Annotated in this window: 19 protein-coding genes; 5 read left to right on the top strand and 14 right to left on the bottom strand. The window is 58.6% G+C overall.

Annotation, left to right across the window (positions count from 1 at the left end):
* Positions 1–102 precede the first annotated feature (102 nt).
* Positions 103–2,745 carry a DEAD/DEAH box helicase gene (locus H6G07_RS00950; protein ID WP_073606841.1) on the bottom strand — a complete coding sequence of 881 codons (2,643 nt, stop codon included), beginning with the start codon at positions 2,743–2,745 and terminating at the stop codon, positions 103–105.
* 446 nt (positions 2,746–3,191) lie between these two features.
* On the opposite strand from H6G07_RS00950, the gene H6G07_RS00945 reads away from it, so the two are divergent.
* Positions 3,192–3,644, top strand: coding sequence for a hypothetical protein (locus H6G07_RS00945; protein ID WP_139296898.1), 453 nt, complete (start codon positions 3,192–3,194; stop codon positions 3,642–3,644).
* Positions 3,645–3,736: 92 nt separating this feature from the next.
* Here H6G07_RS00945 and gloA read toward each other — a convergent pair whose 3' ends face one another.
* The 4 genes from gloA to H6G07_RS00925 form a co-directional block, all read right to left on the bottom strand.
* Positions 3,737–4,168, bottom strand: a complete 432-nt coding sequence (gloA, locus tag H6G07_RS00940) for a lactoylglutathione lyase (protein WP_073607058.1) — start codon at positions 4,166–4,168, stop codon at positions 3,737–3,739.
* A gap of 62 nt (positions 4,169–4,230) precedes the next feature.
* On the bottom strand, positions 4,231–5,151 hold the full coding sequence (locus H6G07_RS00935; RefSeq protein WP_073606843.1) for an SPFH domain-containing protein: 921 nt from the start codon (positions 5,149–5,151) through the stop codon (positions 4,231–4,233).
* Between the two features lie 232 nt (positions 5,152–5,383).
* Positions 5,384–7,024, bottom strand: a complete 1,641-nt coding sequence (pheT, locus tag H6G07_RS00930; RefSeq protein ID WP_073606844.1) for a phenylalanine--tRNA ligase subunit beta — start codon at positions 7,022–7,024, stop codon at positions 5,384–5,386.
* A gap of 218 nt (positions 7,025–7,242) precedes the next feature.
* Positions 7,243–7,776 carry a Dps family protein gene (locus H6G07_RS00925; RefSeq protein ID WP_073606845.1) on the bottom strand — a complete coding sequence of 178 codons (534 nt, stop codon included), beginning with the start codon at positions 7,774–7,776 and terminating at the stop codon, positions 7,243–7,245.
* Positions 7,777–7,956: 180 nt separating this feature from the next.
* Between H6G07_RS00925 and H6G07_RS00920 the strand changes: the two genes are divergently transcribed.
* Positions 7,957–8,238, top strand: a complete 282-nt coding sequence (locus H6G07_RS00920) for a hypothetical protein (protein ID WP_242026567.1) — start codon at positions 7,957–7,959, stop codon at positions 8,236–8,238.
* Between the two features lie 29 nt (positions 8,239–8,267).
* Here H6G07_RS00920 and H6G07_RS00915 read toward each other — a convergent pair whose 3' ends face one another.
* From H6G07_RS00915 to H6G07_RS00905, 3 genes are read right to left on the bottom strand one after another with little or no spacing between them, the layout of a single operon-like run.
* Positions 8,268–9,755: an AAA family ATPase gene (locus H6G07_RS00915; RefSeq protein ID WP_171972941.1), complete on the bottom strand. Its 1,488-nt coding sequence runs from the start codon at positions 9,753–9,755 to the stop codon at positions 8,268–8,270.
* Positions 9,742–10,173 carry a VOC family protein gene (locus H6G07_RS00910; RefSeq protein WP_073606847.1) on the bottom strand — a complete coding sequence of 144 codons (432 nt, stop codon included), beginning with the start codon at positions 10,171–10,173 and terminating at the stop codon, positions 9,742–9,744. Before H6G07_RS00910 ends, H6G07_RS00915 begins: the two co-directional genes overlap by 14 nt.
* A 21-nt stretch (positions 10,174–10,194) precedes the next feature.
* Positions 10,195–10,707: a TIGR02652 family protein gene (locus H6G07_RS00905; RefSeq protein WP_073606848.1), complete on the bottom strand. Its 513-nt coding sequence runs from the start codon at positions 10,705–10,707 to the stop codon at positions 10,195–10,197.
* Between the two features lie 163 nt (positions 10,708–10,870).
* Between H6G07_RS00905 and H6G07_RS00900 the strand changes: the two genes are divergently transcribed.
* Both H6G07_RS00900 and H6G07_RS00895 read left to right on the top strand, forming a co-directional pair.
* Complete coding sequence (locus H6G07_RS00900) at positions 10,871–11,395, top strand: gamma carbonic anhydrase family protein (protein WP_073606849.1); 525 nt, start codon at positions 10,871–10,873, stop codon at positions 11,393–11,395.
* Positions 11,396–11,530: 135 nt separating this feature from the next.
* The gene (locus tag H6G07_RS00895) at positions 11,531–12,322 is read left to right on the top strand and encodes a tetratricopeptide repeat protein (RefSeq protein WP_073607060.1); all 792 of its coding nucleotides are present in this window, start codon (positions 11,531–11,533) and stop codon (positions 12,320–12,322) included.
* A 221-nt stretch (positions 12,323–12,543) separates the two neighbouring features.
* On the opposite strand, the gene H6G07_RS00890 is transcribed toward H6G07_RS00895, so the two are convergent.
* From H6G07_RS00890 to H6G07_RS00870, 5 genes are all read right to left on the bottom strand, one after another.
* Complete coding sequence (locus H6G07_RS00890; protein WP_073606850.1) at positions 12,544–13,071, bottom strand: DUF937 domain-containing protein; 528 nt, start codon at positions 13,069–13,071, stop codon at positions 12,544–12,546.
* A gap of 76 nt (positions 13,072–13,147) precedes the next feature.
* Positions 13,148–15,598: a DUF4912 domain-containing protein gene (locus tag H6G07_RS00885; RefSeq protein ID WP_073606851.1), complete on the bottom strand. Its 2,451-nt coding sequence runs from the start codon at positions 15,596–15,598 to the stop codon at positions 13,148–13,150.
* Between the two features lie 392 nt (positions 15,599–15,990).
* The gene (gene ypfJ, locus H6G07_RS00880) at positions 15,991–16,827 is read right to left on the bottom strand and encodes a KPN_02809 family neutral zinc metallopeptidase (protein WP_073606852.1); all 837 of its coding nucleotides are present in this window, start codon (positions 16,825–16,827) and stop codon (positions 15,991–15,993) included.
* Between the two features lie 280 nt (positions 16,828–17,107).
* Complete coding sequence (gene rimM / locus H6G07_RS00875; protein WP_073607061.1) at positions 17,108–17,680, bottom strand: ribosome maturation factor RimM; 573 nt, start codon at positions 17,678–17,680, stop codon at positions 17,108–17,110.
* A gap of 11 nt (positions 17,681–17,691) precedes the next feature.
* A complete protein-coding gene (locus H6G07_RS00870) occupies positions 17,692–18,987 on the bottom strand; it encodes a valine--pyruvate transaminase (protein WP_073606853.1) in 1,296 nt (431 codons plus the stop codon).
* 273 nt (positions 18,988–19,260) lie between these two features.
* Between H6G07_RS00870 and H6G07_RS00865 the strand changes: the two genes are divergently transcribed.
* Positions 19,261–19,986 (top strand): ZIP family metal transporter, encoded by a 726-nt coding sequence (locus tag H6G07_RS00865; protein WP_242026565.1) that lies wholly within the window; start codon positions 19,261–19,263, stop codon positions 19,984–19,986.
* A gap of 113 nt (positions 19,987–20,099) precedes the next feature.
* Here the strand turns inward: H6G07_RS00865 and H6G07_RS00860 are convergent, their stop codons facing one another.
* The gene (locus H6G07_RS00860) at positions 20,100–20,858 is read right to left on the bottom strand and encodes a phycobilisome rod-core linker polypeptide (RefSeq protein WP_073606855.1); all 759 of its coding nucleotides are present in this window, start codon (positions 20,856–20,858) and stop codon (positions 20,100–20,102) included.
* Positions 20,859–21,083 lie beyond the last annotated feature (225 nt).

The following is a 21,083-nucleotide window of genomic DNA, read 5'->3' as shown; positions in this document are numbered from 1 at the left end:
GCTTTGTGGCTACGCGGCTACCTCTCGCTGTCACATTTTCCGATCGCGCTGCAAAAGGCGAAGATGACGGCGAGCGATCGCCATAGCCAGGCACAGTCTGGCTCAACCAATGTCCTCATTGACCGGGAAGCGGTTCATGAGGTCTTTGGCCTCGCGGGCGTTGCTGCGCAGGGTTTCGCTGATGTAGGGCACGTGGGGTATTTGCGACAGCACATCCAGGGTGCGGCGCAGAATGCGCACGATGTCGCCTTCGTCGAGGCTGGTATTTTCGCACAGTGTTACCCAGTCAACCCCGTTGGCCCACTGCTCGACTAGGCCCACCAGGTCGTACTCCAGCCAAATGGGAGCGGTAATGTGGCGGCGGTGCTGCTGCTGATAGAGCTGTCGGCGCAAGTTGTGCAAGCCGCCCAGGGCTTCTTCTACCGTGCCGGAGAGTTTGTAGCGGCACCAGCTATCAGGCCGCGAATTTTCGGTGACCAGGGCGGCAAAGGCGGCGGCGAGCTGAGCGGTATTGAGGTGGTCAAACTCGCCCGACTCTAGGGCCAGGGCCAGCCACAGCTCGTTGTCGCCGCGAATGGCGGCAGCCATTTCGCCCAGCTCGGTGGGGCGGTTGTCTGCGAGGCCACCAAAGTGCTTGAGCACCTCCATGATGTGGAGAAATTCTTGCCAGTAGCGACCGGTGTATTGGGAGAGTTTTTGCTGGCGATCGCGCCATTCATCCTCTAGCTCGCGCAGCCGCCGCTGCCGTTTGAGCAAGCCCTTGGCGTTTTCCCACTGGCTGGCGGGGTGGATGGCCAGGGTGTGCTCGACCTCGCGCATGCGATCGAGTTGGTCTTGCACCTCGGGGGCCAGCATTTCGAGGGTGGGGGGCATGGCCATGGTGGCGGCGATCGCAGCGGTGTAGTCATCACCTCGGCGGCGCTGGCCCGGCGTGGGGGGCAGATCGGTGGGTGGAGCCAGGGTATCGACCGACTGCAAGCGAGGAATATCGGCGTGCAGGCCGACCACATCGGCGGCGGTGACCACATACCACTGGTTGGCTTTGGTGAGACACACCAGGTAGGGAAACTGCCCCGAGCCCTGCACCTTAGTAACCAGCACGGCGGCCACCGGCTCACCCACAGGAATGTGCTTGCCCTTGAGGGAGAGGAGCGTACCGGCGATCGCAAAGGGCACCATCTTGCCCACATCGTCGGCCAGCACCTGCGCTGCCTGCTGCTGGAGGGTCTTGAGCAGTCGCCGTTCTTCTTTGAGGCGCTCTTTGAGTTTGGCGTACTCGGCCAGCAAGCCTTCGTCAAAGGCGGCGAGCTGGGCTCGCTGGTGGGCGATCGCTCCCTCCAGTCGGTCAATTTCCTGCTGCTGGGGCACCAGATGCAGGGTAGCCAGATATTGGCCAAAGCTGCGCTCGATCAGGTCTTTTGCCTCATCCAGCGAGTGGGTTTGCAGCAGGTTGAGCACCATGCCGTAGCCGGGGGTAAATTGGCTGACCAGCGGGTCGGCCCCCGAAGTGGCCAGGTGTACGGCCTCTCGCGATCCTTCAAAGGGGCTTTCGACGGTGACTACATGGCCCTGGAGATCCATACCGCGCCGTCCAGCTCGCCCCGCCATCTGCAAAAATTCTGAGGAGGTGAGCAGGCGGTGGCCGCTGTCGGTGCGCTTCGAGAGGCTGGCGATCACCGTGGTGCGGGCAGGCATGTTGATGCCTGCGGCCAGGGTTTCGGTGGCAAACACCACTTTGATCAGCCCGGCCTGAAACAGTTCTTCGACCAATCCTTTCCACAGGGGCAAAATGCCCGCGTGGTGGGCGGCAATGCCCCGATATAGCGGCCCCACCTGGCCCGCCCGCCCGGCATCGGGGTTGTGGGCTAGAAAGGTGTCAATGCGGAGCTTGAGTTCCTGCGCTTCCTCATCCGTGACTAGCGACAGGTGGCTGACCTCATCCACCGATTTGTCGCAGCCCCGGCGACTAAAAATAAAGTAGATGGCGGGCAGCATATCTCGCTCTTGTAGCTGACCCATGACAAAGGGCAGGCTCACCCGCCCGCCGCCGCGCCGACCGGGCTGGCGCTGGGGAGCCCGCTGTTTTTTGAGCTGGGGGTTGATCGCCTTTTGGGACGCATCTAGCAACGGTACCAGCCGCTTGCCGGTGCAGTAGTGAAACTGTAGGGGTACTGGGCGAAAGTCAGAGTAAATTAGCTCGGTGGGGCCGTGGACTTTTTGTAGCCAGTCGGTGAGCTGGCCAGAGTTTTCGACCGTGGCAGAGAGGGCCAAGAGCTGAATTTCGGGCGGGCAGTAGATGATTGACTCTTCCCAGACGGTGCCGCGCTGGCGATCGTTCATGTAGTGGCATTCGTCGAGCACGACGGCCTCGACCTGTTGCAGGGTGGTACCCGTTTCGCCAATGCGGGTGCCGTAGAGCATGTTGCGAAAGATTTCGGTGGTCATCACCACGATGGGGGCGTCGCGATTGATCGAGAGATCGCCCGTCAGTAAACCGACATTTTCATAGCCAAACTGGTCGCGAAAATCGCGCAGCTTTTGGTTAGAGAGTGCTTTCAGCGGGGTGGTATAAAACACCCGCTTGCCGTGGGCCATGGCCCGGTAGATGGCATATTCACCAATTAATGTTTTGCCTGAGCCAGTGGGGGCGCACACCACCACAGACTTATCGGCATCGAGCGCTGCCGCCGCCTGATGTTGAAAATCGTCGAGGGGAAAGGGAAATAATTGGGCGAGGTCTAGCACGCGGTTGGCATCTATGGTAAGGGCGTCACTATTCTAGTGTGCCAAGAGATTGGCAAAACGGATTGTTATGTCGGCTTAAACTTAGCGGCTTTCTAGGCAAAAAATGGCGCAATTTTTGGAGCTATTCCCAATACATTAAAGTCAGATTGGTCAATGTTTAAGCTGTAACGAGGGGTGCCCAGACGATGCTTTTAATGTTCTCAGACTCATCGCTTGGGGCCTGGGTCTGTATCTGTAACCCCGATTTTTTCTGACGGCGATCGCCCTCTGGACGGTCTTTTACCGTTGCTAGTCCCAGCCTCTAACGACGGCGAAACCTTACAGAACCTTTACCCAAACTCCCTGCCCTACCCCAAAAATTGGCAGGCTTTTGCCCCAAAACGGCTGAAAATCAAATTAGTCAAACGAGCCTGTTTGACTCAACCCGTTACCGAGGAGGAGTGATGATGAAACTGAATGTAGTCCTAGTGTCTGCGGCGGCGGTAGGCGCTGTGGCCTTCCCAGCCCAGGCTCAGCAAGTTCCCGATTACTACGTGGGCGCAGGTGTGCGTGCCGGGTTCAACGACAGTACCTCGTTTGTCATCGACTCTAAGGCCAAAATTACTGAGCTAGGCCGTCGCACCACCCTCTCGGTGCGTCCCTCCCTGGTCTTTGACAGCAGCACCGAACTGCGGCTGCCCATCTCCGTAGACTACGCCCTCGACCAGGCACTTTACCCCTACGCCGGAGCTGGAGTCGCCTACAACGCCGACGGTCGCTCCGCCATTGACCCAATGATTACCGCTGGGCTCGACTGGGGCATCACCCGCAGTGTGGTTGTCGACATCAACGGCAGCGTCCTGTTTAAGCCTGGCGATACCGATACTGAGATCACGGCCACGGTTAACTATGCCTTTTAAGGATCGCGAGTAGGGGTGCAAGGTATAGGGCTTAAGGTGCAGGGCCGAACCTTGCACCCTATACCTGAAACCCTACACCTTGCCTACCCCGCTTAACTGACCGCCATCTCTGGCTCGGCGGCTTTGCGGTGCCCATCGGAACTGCCTAGCTGAATCAGCTCGACTTTGTAGCCGTCGGGGTCTTGCACAAAGGCGATCACGGTCGAGCCGTGCTTCATGGGGCCGGGCTCGCGCACTACTTGGCCGCCCTGGGCTTTGATGCGATCGCAGGTCCCGTAGATATCGTCTACGCCCAAAGCAATGTGGCCATAGGCGGTGCCCAAATCGTAGGACTCTACGCCCCAGTTGTAGGTCAGCTCTAGCACGGTGTTGTCAGTCTCGTCGCCGTAGCCCACAAAGGCTAGGGTAAACTCGCCGCTAGGGTAATCTTTTTTGCGCAGCAGCTGCATACCCAGCACATCGCAGTAAAACTTGAGAGAACGATCCAAGTCGCCGACCCGCAGCATGGTGTGTAGTAGTCGCATGGTGAGTTCGCTGTCGTAATTGATCTTTATCATTATGACCACGTCACCCATTGGCGTGGTGGCTACTCCTCGGGTGCAGGTTTAGCCCGCAGGTTGCCTAGGGCTTGGGATAGCTCCATCGGAAACAAAATCACCGTATTCGACGGACTAGCCCCTAGGCTATCAATGCTTTGCAGGGTGCGTAGCTCAAGGGCGATGGGGTTGGCCTCCATAATTTGGGCGGCGGCGGCTAGACTTTGGGCAGCGAGGCGATCGCCATCCGCTTTCGTAATCGTCGCCCGCTTTTCTCGCTCCGCCGAAGCCTGGCGCGACATCATCCGCTTTAGATCCTCCGGCAGCTCAATGTCTTGCAGCCGAATCGAGTCGATGTGCATGCCCCACTCCTGTACCTGGGCCTCCACGATCGCCCCAATCTGAGTCTGAATCTGATCTCGCTCCGACAGCAGATCATCGAGCGAAAGGCCACCCACCACATCCCGCAGCGCCGCCTGGGCATACTGCGACACCGCAAAGCGAAAGTCCTGAATCGAAATCACCGCTTTTTGAGCATCGTTCACCTGAAAAAACAGGGCGCTGTCAATTTCGGCAGGCACGTTGTCGCGGGTAATTACCTTCTGGCGCGGAATGTTGATCACCAGGGTGCGGGTGTCGATAAACTGCACCGACTCCAGGATCGGCACCACGTATAGCAACCCTGGCCCCCGCACGTCCTGAATTTTGCCTAGCTGTAAAATGACGCCCCGCTCCCACTGGGCAGCGACCCGCACTCCGCTTACCACCACATTCCACAGCACCGCGACAATAGCTCCAGCGGTCAGCCCCACTGTGCGCTGGCGCACGGGTAGCCCAAAGAAGAGCAGGGCAAACAACACCGTCATGGGCACCAAAAACAGTACTTGACGCACCCCTCGCCCCAGGGAAACGTGGCCTTCGGTCGGTTTGGCATAGACCCGGGTGGGGCCGTCAATAGAAGAGTCGCTCATGGCATTCCGGCTGGAGGATGATGACCAGACTAGCCAAAGGGCAGAGGAACGTCATGGTTGCATCACGATTTTGGTGGCAACCGTAATATTTGGTTATGGCACTTTCTCCCATACCTGGCCTACTGTCCCCGTTCTGTGTGGCATTTCATCGGGCAAGGTGTCGCTGGCATTGGGGCACTGCTATGGATTAAATCAACCCAGGACATTAGCCCTTTAACGTGACCAGCCTAGGTCAACGCCGCCGTTCGGAGGCTACGAGCAGGCTAGCGGTACAGTCTAGTTCCCCGGCACAGACCGGCTCCGGGAACGAAAAATGCTCCAGCACCTGCGGGTGAATTTCGCCAAATTCTCCTACCGGCTGTCCCTGAATCACCACCGTAGCTGCTCGTCCCGGAATGTAATAGGAAGCCTCGCAGACAGTCAGTTCATAGCTCAGCCCTAGGGCTTTAAGCATGGTCTGCATGTAGGCTTTGGCGGTAGTAAACGAGGCGCGAGCATCTAGGCTGGCAAAGCTCCAGTGCTGGCTTTCGTCAGGGACATCTGCCGCATTGAACCGCAGCACTTCCCCGGTTTCATAGATATTGATAGGTTTGGGCGCGTTAATGTTGCGAGCCAGAATATCTAGCAGCCCCGCTTGCAGGGTGGTGCGAGTGGCGCTAAACGTGCGGCTTTTGGCATTGCCGGTCTGCACATAGGTCGCCCCAAACAGATCGAGAATTTCGGGATCGGTGAGCACAAAACTCTTCACTTCCATCAATCCCATGCGTTGAGCCAGATCACCCACCTTAAACATGGCCTGGCGCAGGGCATCGGCTTCCCCTAAATGAAATTTGACGGCTAAGGGTTCGGCCTGGAGCGTGCCGATGCCGATCGCCACTAGTAAATCCCCCGCTAGATCAACCTGGCTAAAGATGTCGGTGCGATAGGTAGGCACATGCACCACATCGGTACCGCTCACCTCCAGATCCATGCGGGAGAGCACTTGACCCAGGCCGCTCTTAGGAATAGCGGTGCCCATAATTTCGTTGAGATACTTGGCCGAAAACTGCACGGGATAGCGGGCCAGGCTTGGGGTGGTGAGCATGCCCTGGGGAGTGGCAATCTCCACAGTTTGCACCTCAGCTCCGGTGTCTAAAAAGTTGTGGGTCAGAATGTTGGCCGTCTCTAACACCGTTTGGGCCAGAATGCCAGTGACGTCAATGAATAAATTGCGGGTGTTGGCGTCCACTTCTCCTACCCCCGCTGCGTTGATGATTGGCGGCATGGAAAGTACAGTGCCGCTGGCATCGCGCAGCACTAGGGCATAGTCATCTCCCGGTAGGGTATGGCCATAGGTCCTACCCGCCGGGTGCTCGCGCAGAATCTGCCGGGCCGTCATGGGTTGGGTGCTGTGTAGGGGCACAAGGGTCAATTCATCGAGGGATTCTGCGGTGTAGGTCAAATCGCCGCTAATTTTGTCGAGGTCGTAGACGCCGATCGCAATTTTCTTGCGTTGGCGACCAAAGGTTTGGGTCACCTTCTCCTGAAACTGCACCAGCACCTCTAACCCGCCGCCTTGCAAGTCAGCCCCCCGCACGACCAAGGCGGCAATGTGGGGTCGCAGGGGCAACACCTCAGGTTGGACGGTGACCCGGCGACCCGAGGCGAGTAGCTGCTCGGGGACAGTGCGGGGTAGACCGTTATAGATGTTGATGGCGCGGGTAAACCCTTCTGCCGCTAGCAGATCGGGCCGCTCGGCGGTGACTTCGACCTCTAGGGTTTGGTCGCCCAAGGTGGCATCTAGTCCGTAGTCAAAGGCCTGCTGGGCTAGCTGCTGAGGGGCGGTGGGGGTCAGCCGTTGCAGGTAGGTGAGGGGAAAAGTGACGGTGGGCATGGGGAAGATGGGGAGATGAGTGAGTTGATCCTCCCATAGGTCATGGGGAGTTAGGTACAGATGGGCGCAAAAAGCACCCCGCCCATAGGCTTCTTAAGGAAGGCTACAGGCGGGGTGGTTGACGAGGCTAAGTTAGACTCGTTGCTGGTCTTGGAAGACCAAACTTTAAGAATTCACAACTGAACTACTTAAAGCAGCTAGTGCTGTCCTGAAGCAAACTATGCCAGGTTGCTGGTAGCTAGCTCTTGGTCGCGGGTGCCGCTCGATTCGAAGGATTCGCCGTCCAGGAAGGAGCGCAGCATCCAAGCCATTTCTTCGTGCGCTTCCATCAGGCCGGTCAGAAAGTCTGAGGTGCCCTCGTCATGGAACTCTTCGGAGGTTTGGTCAACAAACCCGCGCAGGTTGCGAATGATTTGCTCATGGTCAACAACCAGTCGCTTGACCATTTCTTGGGCAGAGGGCAGATCGCCAGGATGCTCTTTCAGAGAAGCATTCTTGAGGAACCCTTCAGCAGTGCCCAGGGGGTAGCCGTTGAGCTGGCGCACCCGCTCAGCTACGGAGTCAATGCTAATGGTGAGGGCTTCGTAATGCTCTTTCCACAGTTCGTGAAGGGTGCGGAATTGAGGGCCAACTACGTCCCAGTGGTACTTTTTGGTTTTGATTAACAGCAGATAGGCGTCGGCCAGAACCTTGTTGAGAATATCGGTTACGCCCTGGCGCTCTTGTTCGGAAAGGCCAATGTTGATGCTCATAGTTATGTCTCTTCGGAGTCCGTTCCCCTTCATCTAACCGCAGCAGCCCAATAGTCCCATCTGCCTAATGTGGGACATTGTGCTTTGAGAGTCCCTAACCTGAGGATGTTTTAGAGCAATAACTCCCTCGCAAGTTAGATGTGGGAGGCTACTGCCGCCCCTAGTTTGAAGACTGAACGAATGCTGTCTAAAAATAAGTTTGATATGGCTAGTTCATCCCCGCTGATCGGAGTAATTTTAGTCGATTGCGCCAAGGCGAATGCCAAAGAAGGGCTGGCGATCGCCACCGAACGCTGCGGCTATGGCGATGACACCGCCCAATTTCAAGAGGCGCTCAAGTCAGCCTGTGGCGACATGAATATCGCGATCGATGGCCTCTCAGACCTAGTGGATGACAAACCTACGGTGCTAACGCCAGAACTCGGTGAAGTTGTTGCGCCTGATAGCCCCAGCGAACTGTAGCGGTTTCACGGTGCGGCTTTAAGTCAACGCTAGGCTTTTTTAGACTTGGTTCGCTGCGATGACCCTTTTGGGGTAGTCTTGGGCGATCGCGCCGCCTTTGCCTTCTGTAGGTTCATCCCCGGATGGTGCAGGGCTAAGCTCTGGTGTAGCCCCTCTACTGTGAGCACTGGGGGGTCAGCCTGCTGGGCCAAAGCGACCGCAGTTTGGGCCAGCGTAACAATTTCACCGCCGGTTAGCGGTAGCTGCTGAGCAATCTGAGGCCACCGCAGGGTGCGTTCTTTTTTTACCCCCCTAGGAATTGCCCGCTTCCACAGCAGCTCGCGGGCGGCGGCATCGGGTCGGGGAAACTCGATTACCCCGGTCATGGCCTGTCGCCAGGAGGGCTTGATGCTTTGCAGGTAGGGGCTAGCCAGAAGCGTCAAGCCCGGCTGGCGGCGGCGCTGGATTCCCCAGGACTGCACCAGAGCTGCTGCGATGGTGGGGGTGCGGCCAAACCAGTGGGGCGCATTTTTGAGCAGCAGCACGCAGGGCGGCAGGTGGGCCAGGTCTTCGAGTTCGGGAATGTTGCCCTCTTCGTCGGGGGCGATCGCCGCTAGGTCAACCATCACTAGCAGCAGCTCTAGCTCGGCGGCGAGCACCTTGGCGGCGAGGGTCTTGCCGGTGCCATTGGGGCCAGCTAGCAGCACCATGGTGCCGTCGGTGGCGCGAGCGGTGGCGGCTACAGTTCTGAGCTGCGCTAGCTGAGGGTCGGGCAGCACCAGGCTATTCCAGCTTTCGGCGGGAACTTCTGAAGCTTCCTCTGCTTCTAGTGCCGGAGCCGTGGCCCAGGCATCGAGGGTAGCGGGGTCGGGTTCTTCAGAGAGCAGATAGGTGGTGAGATCTTCGGTCAGGCGCAGATGGCGGCTGAGCAAGGTAGTGTCGTCGGCGTTGAGCCACTCCACCAGGCCCAGATTTGACAGACGACTGTTGGGGGCAATTAGGGGGCGCGATCGCCGCCATTCCTGGTCATTTCTGCACAGCAGCCGCAGGCAAAGGTCGACCGTGGGCAAATCCCAGTCAGACTCGTCGTGCTGGTAGTGCAGGTAGCTGTAGAGCCGCCCAAACCGCTGGTTGACCTCGGGGGCCAGAGCTAGCAGCAGCACGTTTTTTTCAAACATGGTGAGTTGGAGGCGATCGCGCAGCTGGGGCAGGGCCAGCACCACCCCCTGCCGCTGGCTGGCCAAAATGCGGGCCTCTAGCTGCTGGGCGTAGCTGCCGCTAGGACGCTGGGTCTTGGGTGGGCGGGCGTTGTCGTAGTTAGGCTGGCCGTTGAGGCTAATAATGCCCTTCCACCAGTGGCGGGTGACCCGGTCTTCGCCGGAGAGGGCAAAGTCGTCTAGCTCTTGCAGCTCGCGCTTTTGCCGCGAGACGGCCACCATCAGCAGGCGATCAAGCCAGGCCAGTTCGGTTTTTAAATAGGCCCAGTTGTCGGTAAACGGTGTCATTCTCTCAAAACTAGACCCCTCAGGGTTGGACATAGCCCAGCACTCGAATAAATTCCAAAGGCAGCCCGTCGGCATCGGCGAGAAAGGCCACCTCATAGACGCGATCGCCGATGATTTGCTGCTGGGGTTCCAGCAGCACCTTGGGCATCGCCGCCGCCGACTGCTCAAACCGCTGGCGCAGCTCCTCTAGCCACAGGGGCAGGCTAGAGGTCGCCTCGGTGAGATCAAAGGATAGATGATAATAGCCACTGTAGTGCTCATCGCCAAAGGCATCGGCGGCGGGGCGCGGCTCCGGCACCTGGATCAGCTCAATGCGGCCCCCCAGTCCCTCCATCCAGCAGGCCAGGGTAATGCCAGCGGTAAAGCGCTCGTGGACAGTAAACCCCAGGGCTTCGTAGAAGGCGATCGCGCGGTGAATATCCTGGGTGCGAATGGACGCGTGGTGGAGCATCGGGCGGGCGGCTCAAAAGAGCTACTCAAAGAGACGAAAATAGGGATAGCGCACCGGCACGCCGGGCTCTTTCTCAAGGCTAAAGTTGATCACCGCCCAGCGGGAATCGACCTCGGCGGGGGGGCTAAACTCTACCGGCAGGCCGTAGAGCTTGGGCGCAGTCGAGGTTTCCATCTGCCCGCGCCAGGGGTTGTTGCGCTCTAGATAGGAATTGACCAGCTCTTGATAGCGCTCGGCAATAATTACCCGCGTGGCCCGATAGCCCTGGGTATAGAGGCGATCGAGCGCCTCGTGAATCTCAAAGCGAATGCCGTCGGGGTGGGTGTGCTGGCGATACCATTCGCCCTCCCACTGACGCCAGTGCCGACCCGACTGGAGGTGCACTAGCTCCTTGGAGTCGGGGTTGGCCTCAAAGGCTCCGTGGCGGGTGCACAGATACGTGTCAGTCAGCGTCAAGGCCGGAATCGTCTGACGGCAGTGAGGGCACTGGATTTCTGGCCCATAGATGGGATACTGCAAGGCGGAGTTGACCATTGGGCTGAAACCAGACGTGTCCTCTTGAGGGCGAGAAACAGATAGGGGCATGGGCTATAGCCGTATTATACCTGTGGGAACTCGGCTGTCTCCGTAGCCGGGACATCCCATTGTCTGAAACCGCCGATTTTTTTGAGAATTTCCCTGGAGACTCCTGTGGCCTATGGCTTCCCCTAGCTCGCTCTGGCCTCGACCCGACCTGTCTCAGGCGGCGTTTGTGGCCCCCAACGCCACGGTGATGGGCCAAATTACGCTCCATGCAGGCTGCAACATCTGGTATGGGGCCGTGCTGCGCGGCGATATTGAACGCATCGAAATCGGTGCTTACAGCAACGTGCAGGACGGCGCAATTCTCCACGGTGACCCCGGCCAGCCGACGGTGCTCGAAGACTATGTCACCGTTGGCCACCGCGCCGTCATCCACAGCGCCCACATTGAGCGAGGCTGCCTGATCGGCATTGGGGCGATCGTGCTGGACGGGGTGCGGGTGGGCACCGGCAGCATTATTGGGGCCGGTGCGGTAGTGACTAAGGATGTGCCGAAGCGATCGCTCGTTATCGGCGTTCCCGGTAAAGTGGTGCGCCAAATCTCCGACCAGCAAGTCCTAGAACTGCTGGAGCACGCCCAGAAGTATCACCAACTCGCCTTGGCCCACGCCGGACGTAGCAATGATCTGGGGTTTATTTAAACGGTATCGCTATGGTGTAGTGAAGGCAGTAATTTCTATCCCCCGACCGTTAGGACAGCTATGACGTTTTGGCCCCAACTAACCCAGGACCTCACCACTCAGCCTCGCACGCCTATTCCATGGAAAGGGCGGTTGATGGCTGCTATCGTCTGCCTGCTCCTCTGGACGGGCTGGGGCCTTCCCGCCTTGGCCCAATCCACCTCGGCAGACCTTTCTCCCCAGGTGGTGCAGGAGATCTCTGACCTGCGCCAAAAAGCCTTTACCGCCTCCCAAAAGGGTCAGTTCACGGAGGCCGAAACCTACTGGAGCCAGCTGATCGACTACCTGCCCAACGAAGCCGCCCTGTGGAGCAACCGGGGCAACGTGCGGGTGAGCCAAAACAAGCTGGCTGAAGCGTTGGAGGACTACAACCAGGCGGTGGCTCTAGCCCCAGAGCAGCCCGATCCCTACCTCAACCGGGGTGCGGCGTTAGAGGGCTTGGGGCAGTGGGAGGATGCGATCGTCGACTACAGCCAAGTGCTTGCCCTTAACCCTGACGATGCCGCCGCCTACAACAACCGGGGCAACGCCCAGGCGGGCCTAGGCAAATGGGAAACGGCCTTGGCCGACTACCAAAAAGCCGTCGATCTCGACCCCAAATTTGCCTTTGCTCGGGTCAACGCTGCCCTAGCCGAATACCAGCTAGGCCATGCCGAAGAAGCCATTCGCCAGTTCCGCAGCCTCACCCGCCGCTACCCCAACTTTGCCGATGCCCGTGCTGCCCTCACTGCCGCCCTCTGGAGCCAAGGTCAAAGTGGCGAAGCCGAAAGCAACTGGGTCGCCGTCATGGGCCTCGATCGCCGCTACAGAGATTTAGACTGGGTCAGCACCGTGCGCCGCTGGCCCCCTGCCATGGTCGCCGCCTTGGAAAAGTTCTTGCACCTATAACGGGCGGGTGGCTTATCTTTTGGGACGCTACAGCGGTGGAGCGAGTGAGGGAGATTAGGGGAGATAGGTAAGATGGAGAAGATTGGGAGATCAGAAAAGCAGTGCCGACTACCACCTTCCTTACCCTCCCCACCTCCCTCATCCGCCTCACCAAAAAGCGCTACTCAAGGGCAGCGCTCAGGAGAAATCACAACTAACGGCGAAGGGTTCACCCAAAACCCCTACTGAGGCGAGTTTAGAAAGCGTTCGGCAAATTTTACTACGGTGCCCAGGTCGGTGGAGTTGGACGCGCCAGAATCGAGGAACGTTCTGAGCAATGGGTTGCCGCCGCTGACTGCGCCGGGCTTAGCGGCCCCCATGCCTAGCAGCCCAATCACCACAGGCAACAGCTTGGGCAGCATAGTTTGAATCGTGCCCGCATTTAGACCACTCTTTTGGGCCACAGCCTCGATCATCTGTTGCTGCATTTGAGGCGGAATGGCAGCGGCGAGTGCTGCCGCGCCCCCAGATCCAGACAGTTTGCCGAGCATCCCTTCGAGCTGACCGGTACCCAGAGTGGCGGCCTGCTGCTTGAGGGTGGGCTGAAGCGTGCCTCCCAGGGCGTTGAGAATAGATACGATTTGATCATGGCTCATGCCCTGGCTGCTGGCGAGCTGTTGTACGGCGGTCATCACTGAGCTGAGCTGGTCGATGTTGCCCTGCTGGTTAGGGTTGTTGATAGAACTGAGAACATCAAAAAATAGAGACATGGGTGTTCCTTGTTAGCTAAGGGCGGTCACAGGGTAAATGCCGTTACGAAACGGAAGGTAATGTCGGGAGCACGGCTCAAGCGGGCACGCGCACGGGACGCGATCGCACTAGCTGAAGCCATTGCCCGCCGTCGGTCAGGTAGCCCAGTTCGGCTACATAGTCGCGATCGGCGCTCCAAATCGACACGTGGTGGTCTGGGTCGCTGTCCGCCAAAATGTATTCCTGGGTGGCGTGGGGCGGTTGGCTGTCTAGATCTAAGTTGGTGGCATCGTGAATGCGCAGGGCCATAACTCGACCCCCTTCCTGCCGAAGAGCCTCCTTGTGGGCCGGGGCGGCTTCCCAGTAGGCATAGGCGGCAGTAGAACTGCGGGGCACCAGAATAATGTTGCTCTCGCCCCCCATGTCGGTGCGCCGACCGATGCCAGCGGCGGTTTCTCGCCCTGGGGTGGTGTCAGTAGTGTGGCTTGCCAAGCTGGCCCCAAGCCCGGCGGCGGTGACTCCGCTGGCCAAGTTGGGGAGGGCTGTCTCTGCGATCGCGTCCACGGCGGTTGGCTCGGTCTGTAGGTCGCCACTGAGATCGCTGACCCCGCCCAAGGGAGCGTCTAGGGGGGAGCCAGGTAAGGCAGTGGCAGCCTGCGGTGGGCAGGCGGGGACGCGCACCGGCTCAGACTTAGCTAGAGCTTGCCACTGGTAGTTGCTGTCGACGTAGCCCACCTCTACTAAATAGTCGCGATCGTCAATGGCAATGGGCAATTGCAGATCGCCCTGAGCCACCAGCTCGGCATTAAACTCTTGCAGGCTGTTGAGGCGGTTGCCGTGGCCGGGCAGTTCGGTGACATCGTATAGCCGAGCCTTGAGGCTACGAGAGCCAGCCTTGAGGTCGTCCACAGTTGAGGTCGGTAGTTCCCAGGAGGCGTCGGCTGTTCTGCAATCGCGCGGGGTGAGAACGGCCCGCGCGATCGCAGCGGTTTCTGGTGGGCGGGCGATCGCAGCTGCGCTTACCCCTAGGGCACCCAAACCAACGGCTGCCGCCGTGCCTACCCCCGCAGCACTGGGGGTGCTGCTGCTGAGACAGGCGGGCACGCGCACGGGGGCCGATCGTGCCAGGGCATGCCAGGTGTTGTCGGGGTCTAAGTAACCCAGTTCGACGAGATAGTCACGGTCATCGACGGCTACGGGCAGGTGGCGATCGCCTACAGCGACGGTGTCGCAGTCAAAGGGGTAGGTGTGGTGGGGCGACTGGCGATCGACATCGGCAATGTCGGTGACATCGTGGAGCTTGAGGGCCAGGGAGCAGTTTTGCTGGCGAAGCGCCTCAACCTCATCCTCGGGCAGTTCCCAGTAGGCGTAGGCGTCGCGGCAGGTGCGCGGGGTGAGAATAATGCGGCGATCGGTGACTGCGGCTAGGGGGGCGGCCAGCGGCGCTGCTACCGGCGCACTATCCTTGAGCAGCCACCAGAGTAGGCCACCCAGGACGGGCAGCGCCAGCAGCCAGGGCCACCAGGGCAGACCCCGCGCTGGGGCAGCAGCAGGGGGAACGGGGTCGGTTTCTTCGAGGGTTGTTGCTGGGGGGGCTTCGGCGGTGGAGTCGGTCTCTGTCTCAGGGGTATCCGCACCTGCGATCGCCGCATTTTGAGCCCCTTCAATCAGCGCCTCGCTGCTGGGGCTGACCGCAAAACCCAGAAAGGCAAGAGCCGCTGGGCTGGCCGTTTGGGGGTTGTAAACGTAGGCGAGAGGCTGGGAGAAGGGATAGCGCTCGTCGTCGGGCAGAGTATCGTGCATGGGCACAATTTTCACCGCTGGGTTGTTGAGCGCCTGTTCGGCGACCACATAGCTAATACTGTTTTCGTCGAGATTGGCGACGATTGAGTCGGCGTCGGCCTCTAGCAACACGGTTGCCCCAGGGGCCGACTCAAACACCCCCGACGCAAACACCGGATAGTTGAGAAAGGCCTGGCGAGTATCGCTGTTGCCGGGCTGGTCAATGAGCACGATAGGGGCATCTTGGCCGCCCACCTCAGACCAATTGGTAATTTCGCCGCGAAAGATTTGGGCAAACTGCTCAATGGTGAGGCTGCCAGCAAAGGGATTGCTGGGGCTGACTAGAATGGCAATTTTTTGACGCGAAACCGGCACTTCTTGCAGTCCGGTGCTGGCTTCTTCCTCGGTGAGGCTACGGCCAATGGCGGCGAGGTCTGCGTCGCCATCAGCTAGCGATTGTAGGGCGTTGCTGGCGCTGTCGTATTCAACAACGACATCGGCATCGCCGTACTCACTGGAGAAGCGCGATCGCAGCGCCTCGTTTACCAAGCGCATGGCCTCTGAACTCTCAATGGTTAGCTCACTACCTGGCGCTAACGAGGTAGGAATTTCAACGCCCTCCAGCGGGTCAGGGGACTGAGCCCAGAGCCCGTCTCGCTCTAGCACTGTAGTAGCGGCAATGAGTAGGGGGGCTGCGGTCATCCAAAGCAGCGATCGCCCCTGAAATGTAGTAGCGCGTTGGACATGAGCGTGGCGTTTGAACATAAGCAGGCACCAGAATATTTCGAGTGTAAACAGAGAGAATTGTTAAAGTCTAGACTGTGAATTTAGGTTGCTAAAGGCATTGCAGCCTAGCTATTCGAGCTGCATTGAAGCCCAAGTCAAGCCGATCTAAAGAGCTTCTAAAATCGAGGAAATTGAATCCTCTACGGTGCAAAACGTTGGAGCAACTAGCCCCTTTGCCTATCATCACCCTAGGGATTAAATTAAAAGGCAGGTGATCTAAAATAGCCCATAGCTTTGCCCGCTAAACTTACCCATTCTTGGCATCAGGAGCTTAGACCATAACCATAAGAAAGTCATAAATACCCCTGTGCCAGGCAACTAGACTAGGGTTAATGGCTGTTACACATAGATCTCTCTAGATAGAAGGCTGGCTAGATACGATCTACATCAAAGGTGTTGCACTGGTTAATGTCACCCGTTTCAATGCCGCGATAAAACCATTCGGCCCGCTGTTGTGACGACCCATGGGTAAATGAGTCGGGGGTAACGTAGCCCTGGGACTCCATTTGCAGGCGATCGTCGCCGATTTGGCTGGCGGCGTTGAGGGCTTCTTCGATGTCACCTTCCTCTAAGATTTCCCCCGACCTTTGTGCCCGGTTGGCCCACACCCCAGCGAAACAGTCGGCCTGCAACTCTAGCCGCACCGACAGCTCGTTGGCCTGAGTCTCGTTGGCCCGCTGCTGGGCGCGCTGCACTTGGCTAGATACTCCCAGCAGGTTTTGAACGTGGTGTCCCACCTCATGGGCAATGACGTAGGCTTGGGCAAAATCGCCCGGTGCTCCCAGGTTCACCTGCAAGTCGCGGAAAAAGCTGGTGTCGAGATACACCTTTTGGTCGGCTGGGCAGTAAAACGGCCCCATGGCCGCTCGCCCCGTGCCGCAGGCTGACTGAGTGGCCCCAGAGTACAGCACTAGGCCGGGTTCCTCGTAGGTGGCACCAAACTCAGACTGAAAGATGCTGTGCCAGGTGTCTTCGGTTTCGCCTAGCACGGCAGCCACAAAATCGGCGGCGCGATCGCTCTCCTCTGATGAGGCTTGAGGCGCATCCTCATAGGGGTTACCCTCTAGCACCACCGATGGATCGCCCCCCAACAACGCCACCACCAGCGCCAGCAAGATTGACCCCAAACCCCCGATGGCAGCACCGCCCCCGGGCATGCCCCGGCGATCGTCAATATTGATGCTGCGCCGACTCGATTGCCACTTCATCAATTCACCTCGTTTTGCTCGGCACTGGTAGCTATGCCTTAGAGTACCGAATTACAACGTCCGTTTCGCTACCGTTTCCTTGCTAATACATCTTTGGACGGAGGCGCGATCGCTGGCGCTGCGAATAAGCTAGCGTTCTAGCCCATCGTGGCTAAACCCTGTCGATGACTCAGTGCCATAAGCAAACCCCAGCCCTCTAGGGAGGGCTGGGGCGAATTGGTCGTTCCATTTATGGTCGTTGATAGCAACAGTAAGACTTAAAGATAAGAAAGTCATAAGACTAAGGGTCTAAAAGCCCAGCCGGAGGATTAATTTCAAGGTATCTTTCACCTAAATTTACCACTGGCACAATGGCGGCGACGAAGGGTACCAGCACCTTACGGGGCTTGGCGGGCTGCGAGTTCTGATCCACAGCAGGATAGTAAGTAACTTCTAAGAGGTCGTTGCCAGCGGCAAAGATGTCGGTTACGGTGCCGATTTCGTCCCCCGTGGCCTGCACGATCACCCGCAGCCCCACCAAGTCGGCCACATAAAACTCGTCGGGGTCAAGCTGGGGGCGATCGCCCGCTGGCACCAGCAGCACCGCATCCCGCAGGGCCTCGGCCTCATCACGGCTGTTGACCCCGGCAATCTGCACCACATACAGCCCTTTGCCGTCGATATGTCGCCCGCGCACCAGCTCTATGGTCTCCGGCGTGAGGCTGCGGGGGCGCTTGAGCCAGCGCTCTCCCGGTTCTAAAAATCGCTCTGGGAAATCGCTGCTGGGGTAAACGCGCACTTCGCCCTTCACGCCTTGGGGGGCAACAATGCGGCCAATTTCAACCCAGTCTTCGGAAGTCGCTGCATTGGACATAGGAGAAACCATTAGGCAGGCACCGCCATCGGGCTGGGCTGGGCTTGATAGACCTCGCTCACTAGGGCACCGAGACGGGTGGCGGCCTCCGCTAAATCTTCGCGGCTGGCGGTTAGGCTAATGCGCACACACTGGCGGGTGTGGGGCCAGTCTTCGCGCAAACCTGGGAAGAAGGGATTGCCCGGCACCACAATCACCCCCCGCTGCTTGAGCTGCTCATACAGGTTCTGGTCGGTGATGGGCAGTTGATCAAACCACAGCCAGGCAAAAATGGCCCCTTCACCGTTGTGCAGATACCAGGGCAGGTCGCTGGGCATGGCCTGGTCGAGGGCCGCTGCGAGCACCGCAAATTTGTCTTGGTAGTAGGGGCGAATCACCTGCTCGGCTAGGCGGGCCAGCTCGCCGGAGGCAATGGCGCGAGCGGCGATCGCCTGCCCGTAGCGCGACGAGTGAATGCAAAAATTGGTCTGAAAACATTCCAGCACATTAATAATTGCCGGATCGCCGATCGCCACCCCCAGCCGTTCGCCTGGCAGTCCCGCCTTTGACAGACTCATGCAGTGGAGAATGTTGTCGCCAAACACCGGCTCCATAGCCGTAAAATTGAGCGCCGGGTAAGGCGGTGCATAGGCCGAATCGACCAGCACCGGCACGTTGTGGGTCGCGGCCAGGCTAGCGATCTGCTGCACATCCTCACCACTCAAGACGTTGCCCGTGGGGTTGCAGGGGCGCGAAAACAGCACAAACCCTGTATCGGCGGTAATGCTGAGCTGGCTAAAGTCAGGCCGGTAGCGAAAGCGGTGGGCCGCTTCATCCACATCGATCGCTGGTCGGTAGGCCCGCACCGCCTCGGGCACCAGCGAAATGCCGCCGTAGCCGGTGTAGTCAGGGCTCAGGGGCAGAACAATGTCTTTCATGCGCCCGGTGGACTGGTAGCCGCCCAAGGCATTCGCCGCTAAGAAATAGAGTGCCTGGCTGCCAGGGGTGATCAGAATGTGGCGATCGCTCAGCTCCAACCCATAGCGCTGGTTAAAGTCGTGCTTAATGGCTTCAATCAGCGGCTCGTAGCCCTGGCTGGTGCCATAGCGACACACCACATTGCCGTACTCGGGGCTGGCCAATAGCGCCTGGGTGCAGTCGCGCCAGAGCTGCTCAATCTCAGGCAAAATCACCGGATTGCCCGCGCTGAGGTTGATGAAATGCTGCCCCTGCCCCGCGCGCAGCGTCTCGACGATATCTTTCATGATGGCGCGCACGCCGGTGAGGTGAGACATTTCCTCGCCAAAGCGGGTGAGTTCAGGGGTCATAGGAAGTGAGGGTGAGGGGTGGATGGGTAAGGGGTGGATGGGTGCTCTACGCGTAGTTCGCTCTACTAAAGATAGTGAGACTAGTATAGTAACCTCGCTGGGCCTGGCAGCCCACCGCCGCCTCAACCCTCAGTGACCCACTCTCTACTCCTACTCCCTTTAACCCACCCACCCTCTACCCATCCACCCCTTACCCATCCACCCCTCACCCATCCACCCATCCACCCCATGAACCCCCTAGCCGCTGGATTTTTTGCGAGCCTCTTCGCTGGCATGAGTACAAGCCTTGGTGCTCTGCCGGTGCTGCTACCCTTCGACCCCTCCGAGCGTACTCAGGGAATTTTGCTGGGCATCGGCGGCGGCATGATGCTGGCGGCCACGTCCTTTTCGCTGATTTTGCCCGGCACCGATGCGGCGATCGCCCTGGGCTATCCCGGCCCGATCGCCGCGCTGGTCATGGTCACTGGGGTGCTGCTCGGCGGCGCGTTTCTGTGGGGAGCCCACAATGTTTTTCCCCACGAGCATTTTTTCAAGGGAACCGAGGGGCCAGAGGCCCAAAATATCAAGCGCATCTGGCTGTTTGTGATCGCGATCGCCCTGCACAACTTCCCTGAAGGCTTAGCGGTGGGCGTGGGCTTTGGTGGTGGTGAACAGGCCGGGGCTGTGGCCCTGGCTCTGGGCATTGCGCTACAGAATATTCCCGAGGGGCTGGTGGTGGCGATCGCCCTGCGCAATATTGGCTATGCCCCCCGCCAAGCCTTTGCGGTTTCGTCGTTGACGGGCCTAATTGAGCCGGTTGGCGGCCTGTTTGGGGCGGCTGTCGTTACCTTTGCCCAGGCTGCCCTGCCCTGGGCCATGGGCTTTGCCGCCGGGGCCATGCTGTTTGTGATTGTCGATGAAATTATTCCCGATATCGACCAAAAAGCCTTTGGCCAGCGCGGCACCCTCGGCCTCATGGGTGGCTTTGTGATCATGATGTTCTTGGATATTGCCCTGTGATCGGCGGTTTGTTCTGTCTAGGGTTCCTACCCAGTCAAAAAAAGCCCCCCGATGGCTACGGAGGGCTCAGTCACAGGCGCGGACAAACGTTTTGACCCATCAGGGCCAATGGGTTAGAGAGAAATCCAGCTGAACCACGAGAAGATGGTCGCGATCGCCACCAAACTCAGGAAGATGGCCAATCCGGCGGTAATGGCCCCAGCGGCCTTGCGAACCGCGTCAGGAGTCTCCATCCAGTCGCCCTGGGTAAGGCGGCGATCGGCTGAGAAATTGTAGCCCAACGCCTCCAGCTCGGTCAGGTGGTCGTGAGTGTAGCGGGGCACCCGCTCAAAGGGCAAGTCGCCCAGGGCATGCTGGGGCAAGACCCGTCGCCGTTGATAGGGCACCGTATCATCCCCAAAACTGGTGGCATACTCTTCGCTGCCCATCAGGGCATCCACCAGCCCCTCAACGCCCTTAGTGGCCAGCACGATTGACCAGGCCAGGGTTTCTTTGTCGTCGTAGACATTGCGACCCAGCAGCCGCTGCACGCACAGTTCTACAAAGCGGTAGTTGTTGTTGACTTCATAATTCCAGGTGCGAAATGCGTCCGATGTGGCCAATCCTCGCACAAAACCTTTTACCGAAATCAAACCGCCTCGCAGTTGTGACTCCAATAGAGTCTGGCGATTACTTTTCAGCATCTGCTGCTCATGGAATATCTGCCGGTAGGCCGCCAAAATCAGGGCGTCCACATCGAGCACATCCACATCCATGGTAGAGAGAGTTTTATTTAAGGTGAAAATTCCAGAATGCTCGTCTCCTGGTACCTCATAGCCCTCGACGCGCTGATTTTGGCTGCTGGGGGCGTAGGCTAATAGTGGCAAAGTCACAACTATTTTTCCTCCACTTGCAAAATAAAAAGATCCCTTTCTCGGCTTGAGGTCGCTGCAAATAGACAACCTCGTCATTATTTTCGTTGCTCAATAAAGCTCTGAGTTTTAATTAAATAGGAGCCAAAAAGTTAAGATTTAGCCTACAAGACAAGGAATTAAGTATTCTTATTTCGACAGAGAGAGTAACAAACGGTTATGTTTCTTCAAGCAGGCAAGGATTTG

The sequence above is a fragment of the Phormidium tenue FACHB-1052 genome (assembly GCF_014696675.1).
GTDB lineage: Bacteria > Cyanobacteriota > Cyanobacteriia > Phormidesmidales > Phormidesmidaceae > Nodosilinea > Nodosilinea tenuis_A.
The sequence above is the reverse complement of the archived record's forward strand: the minus strand, read 5'-3'. Positions and strand labels throughout refer to the sequence as shown.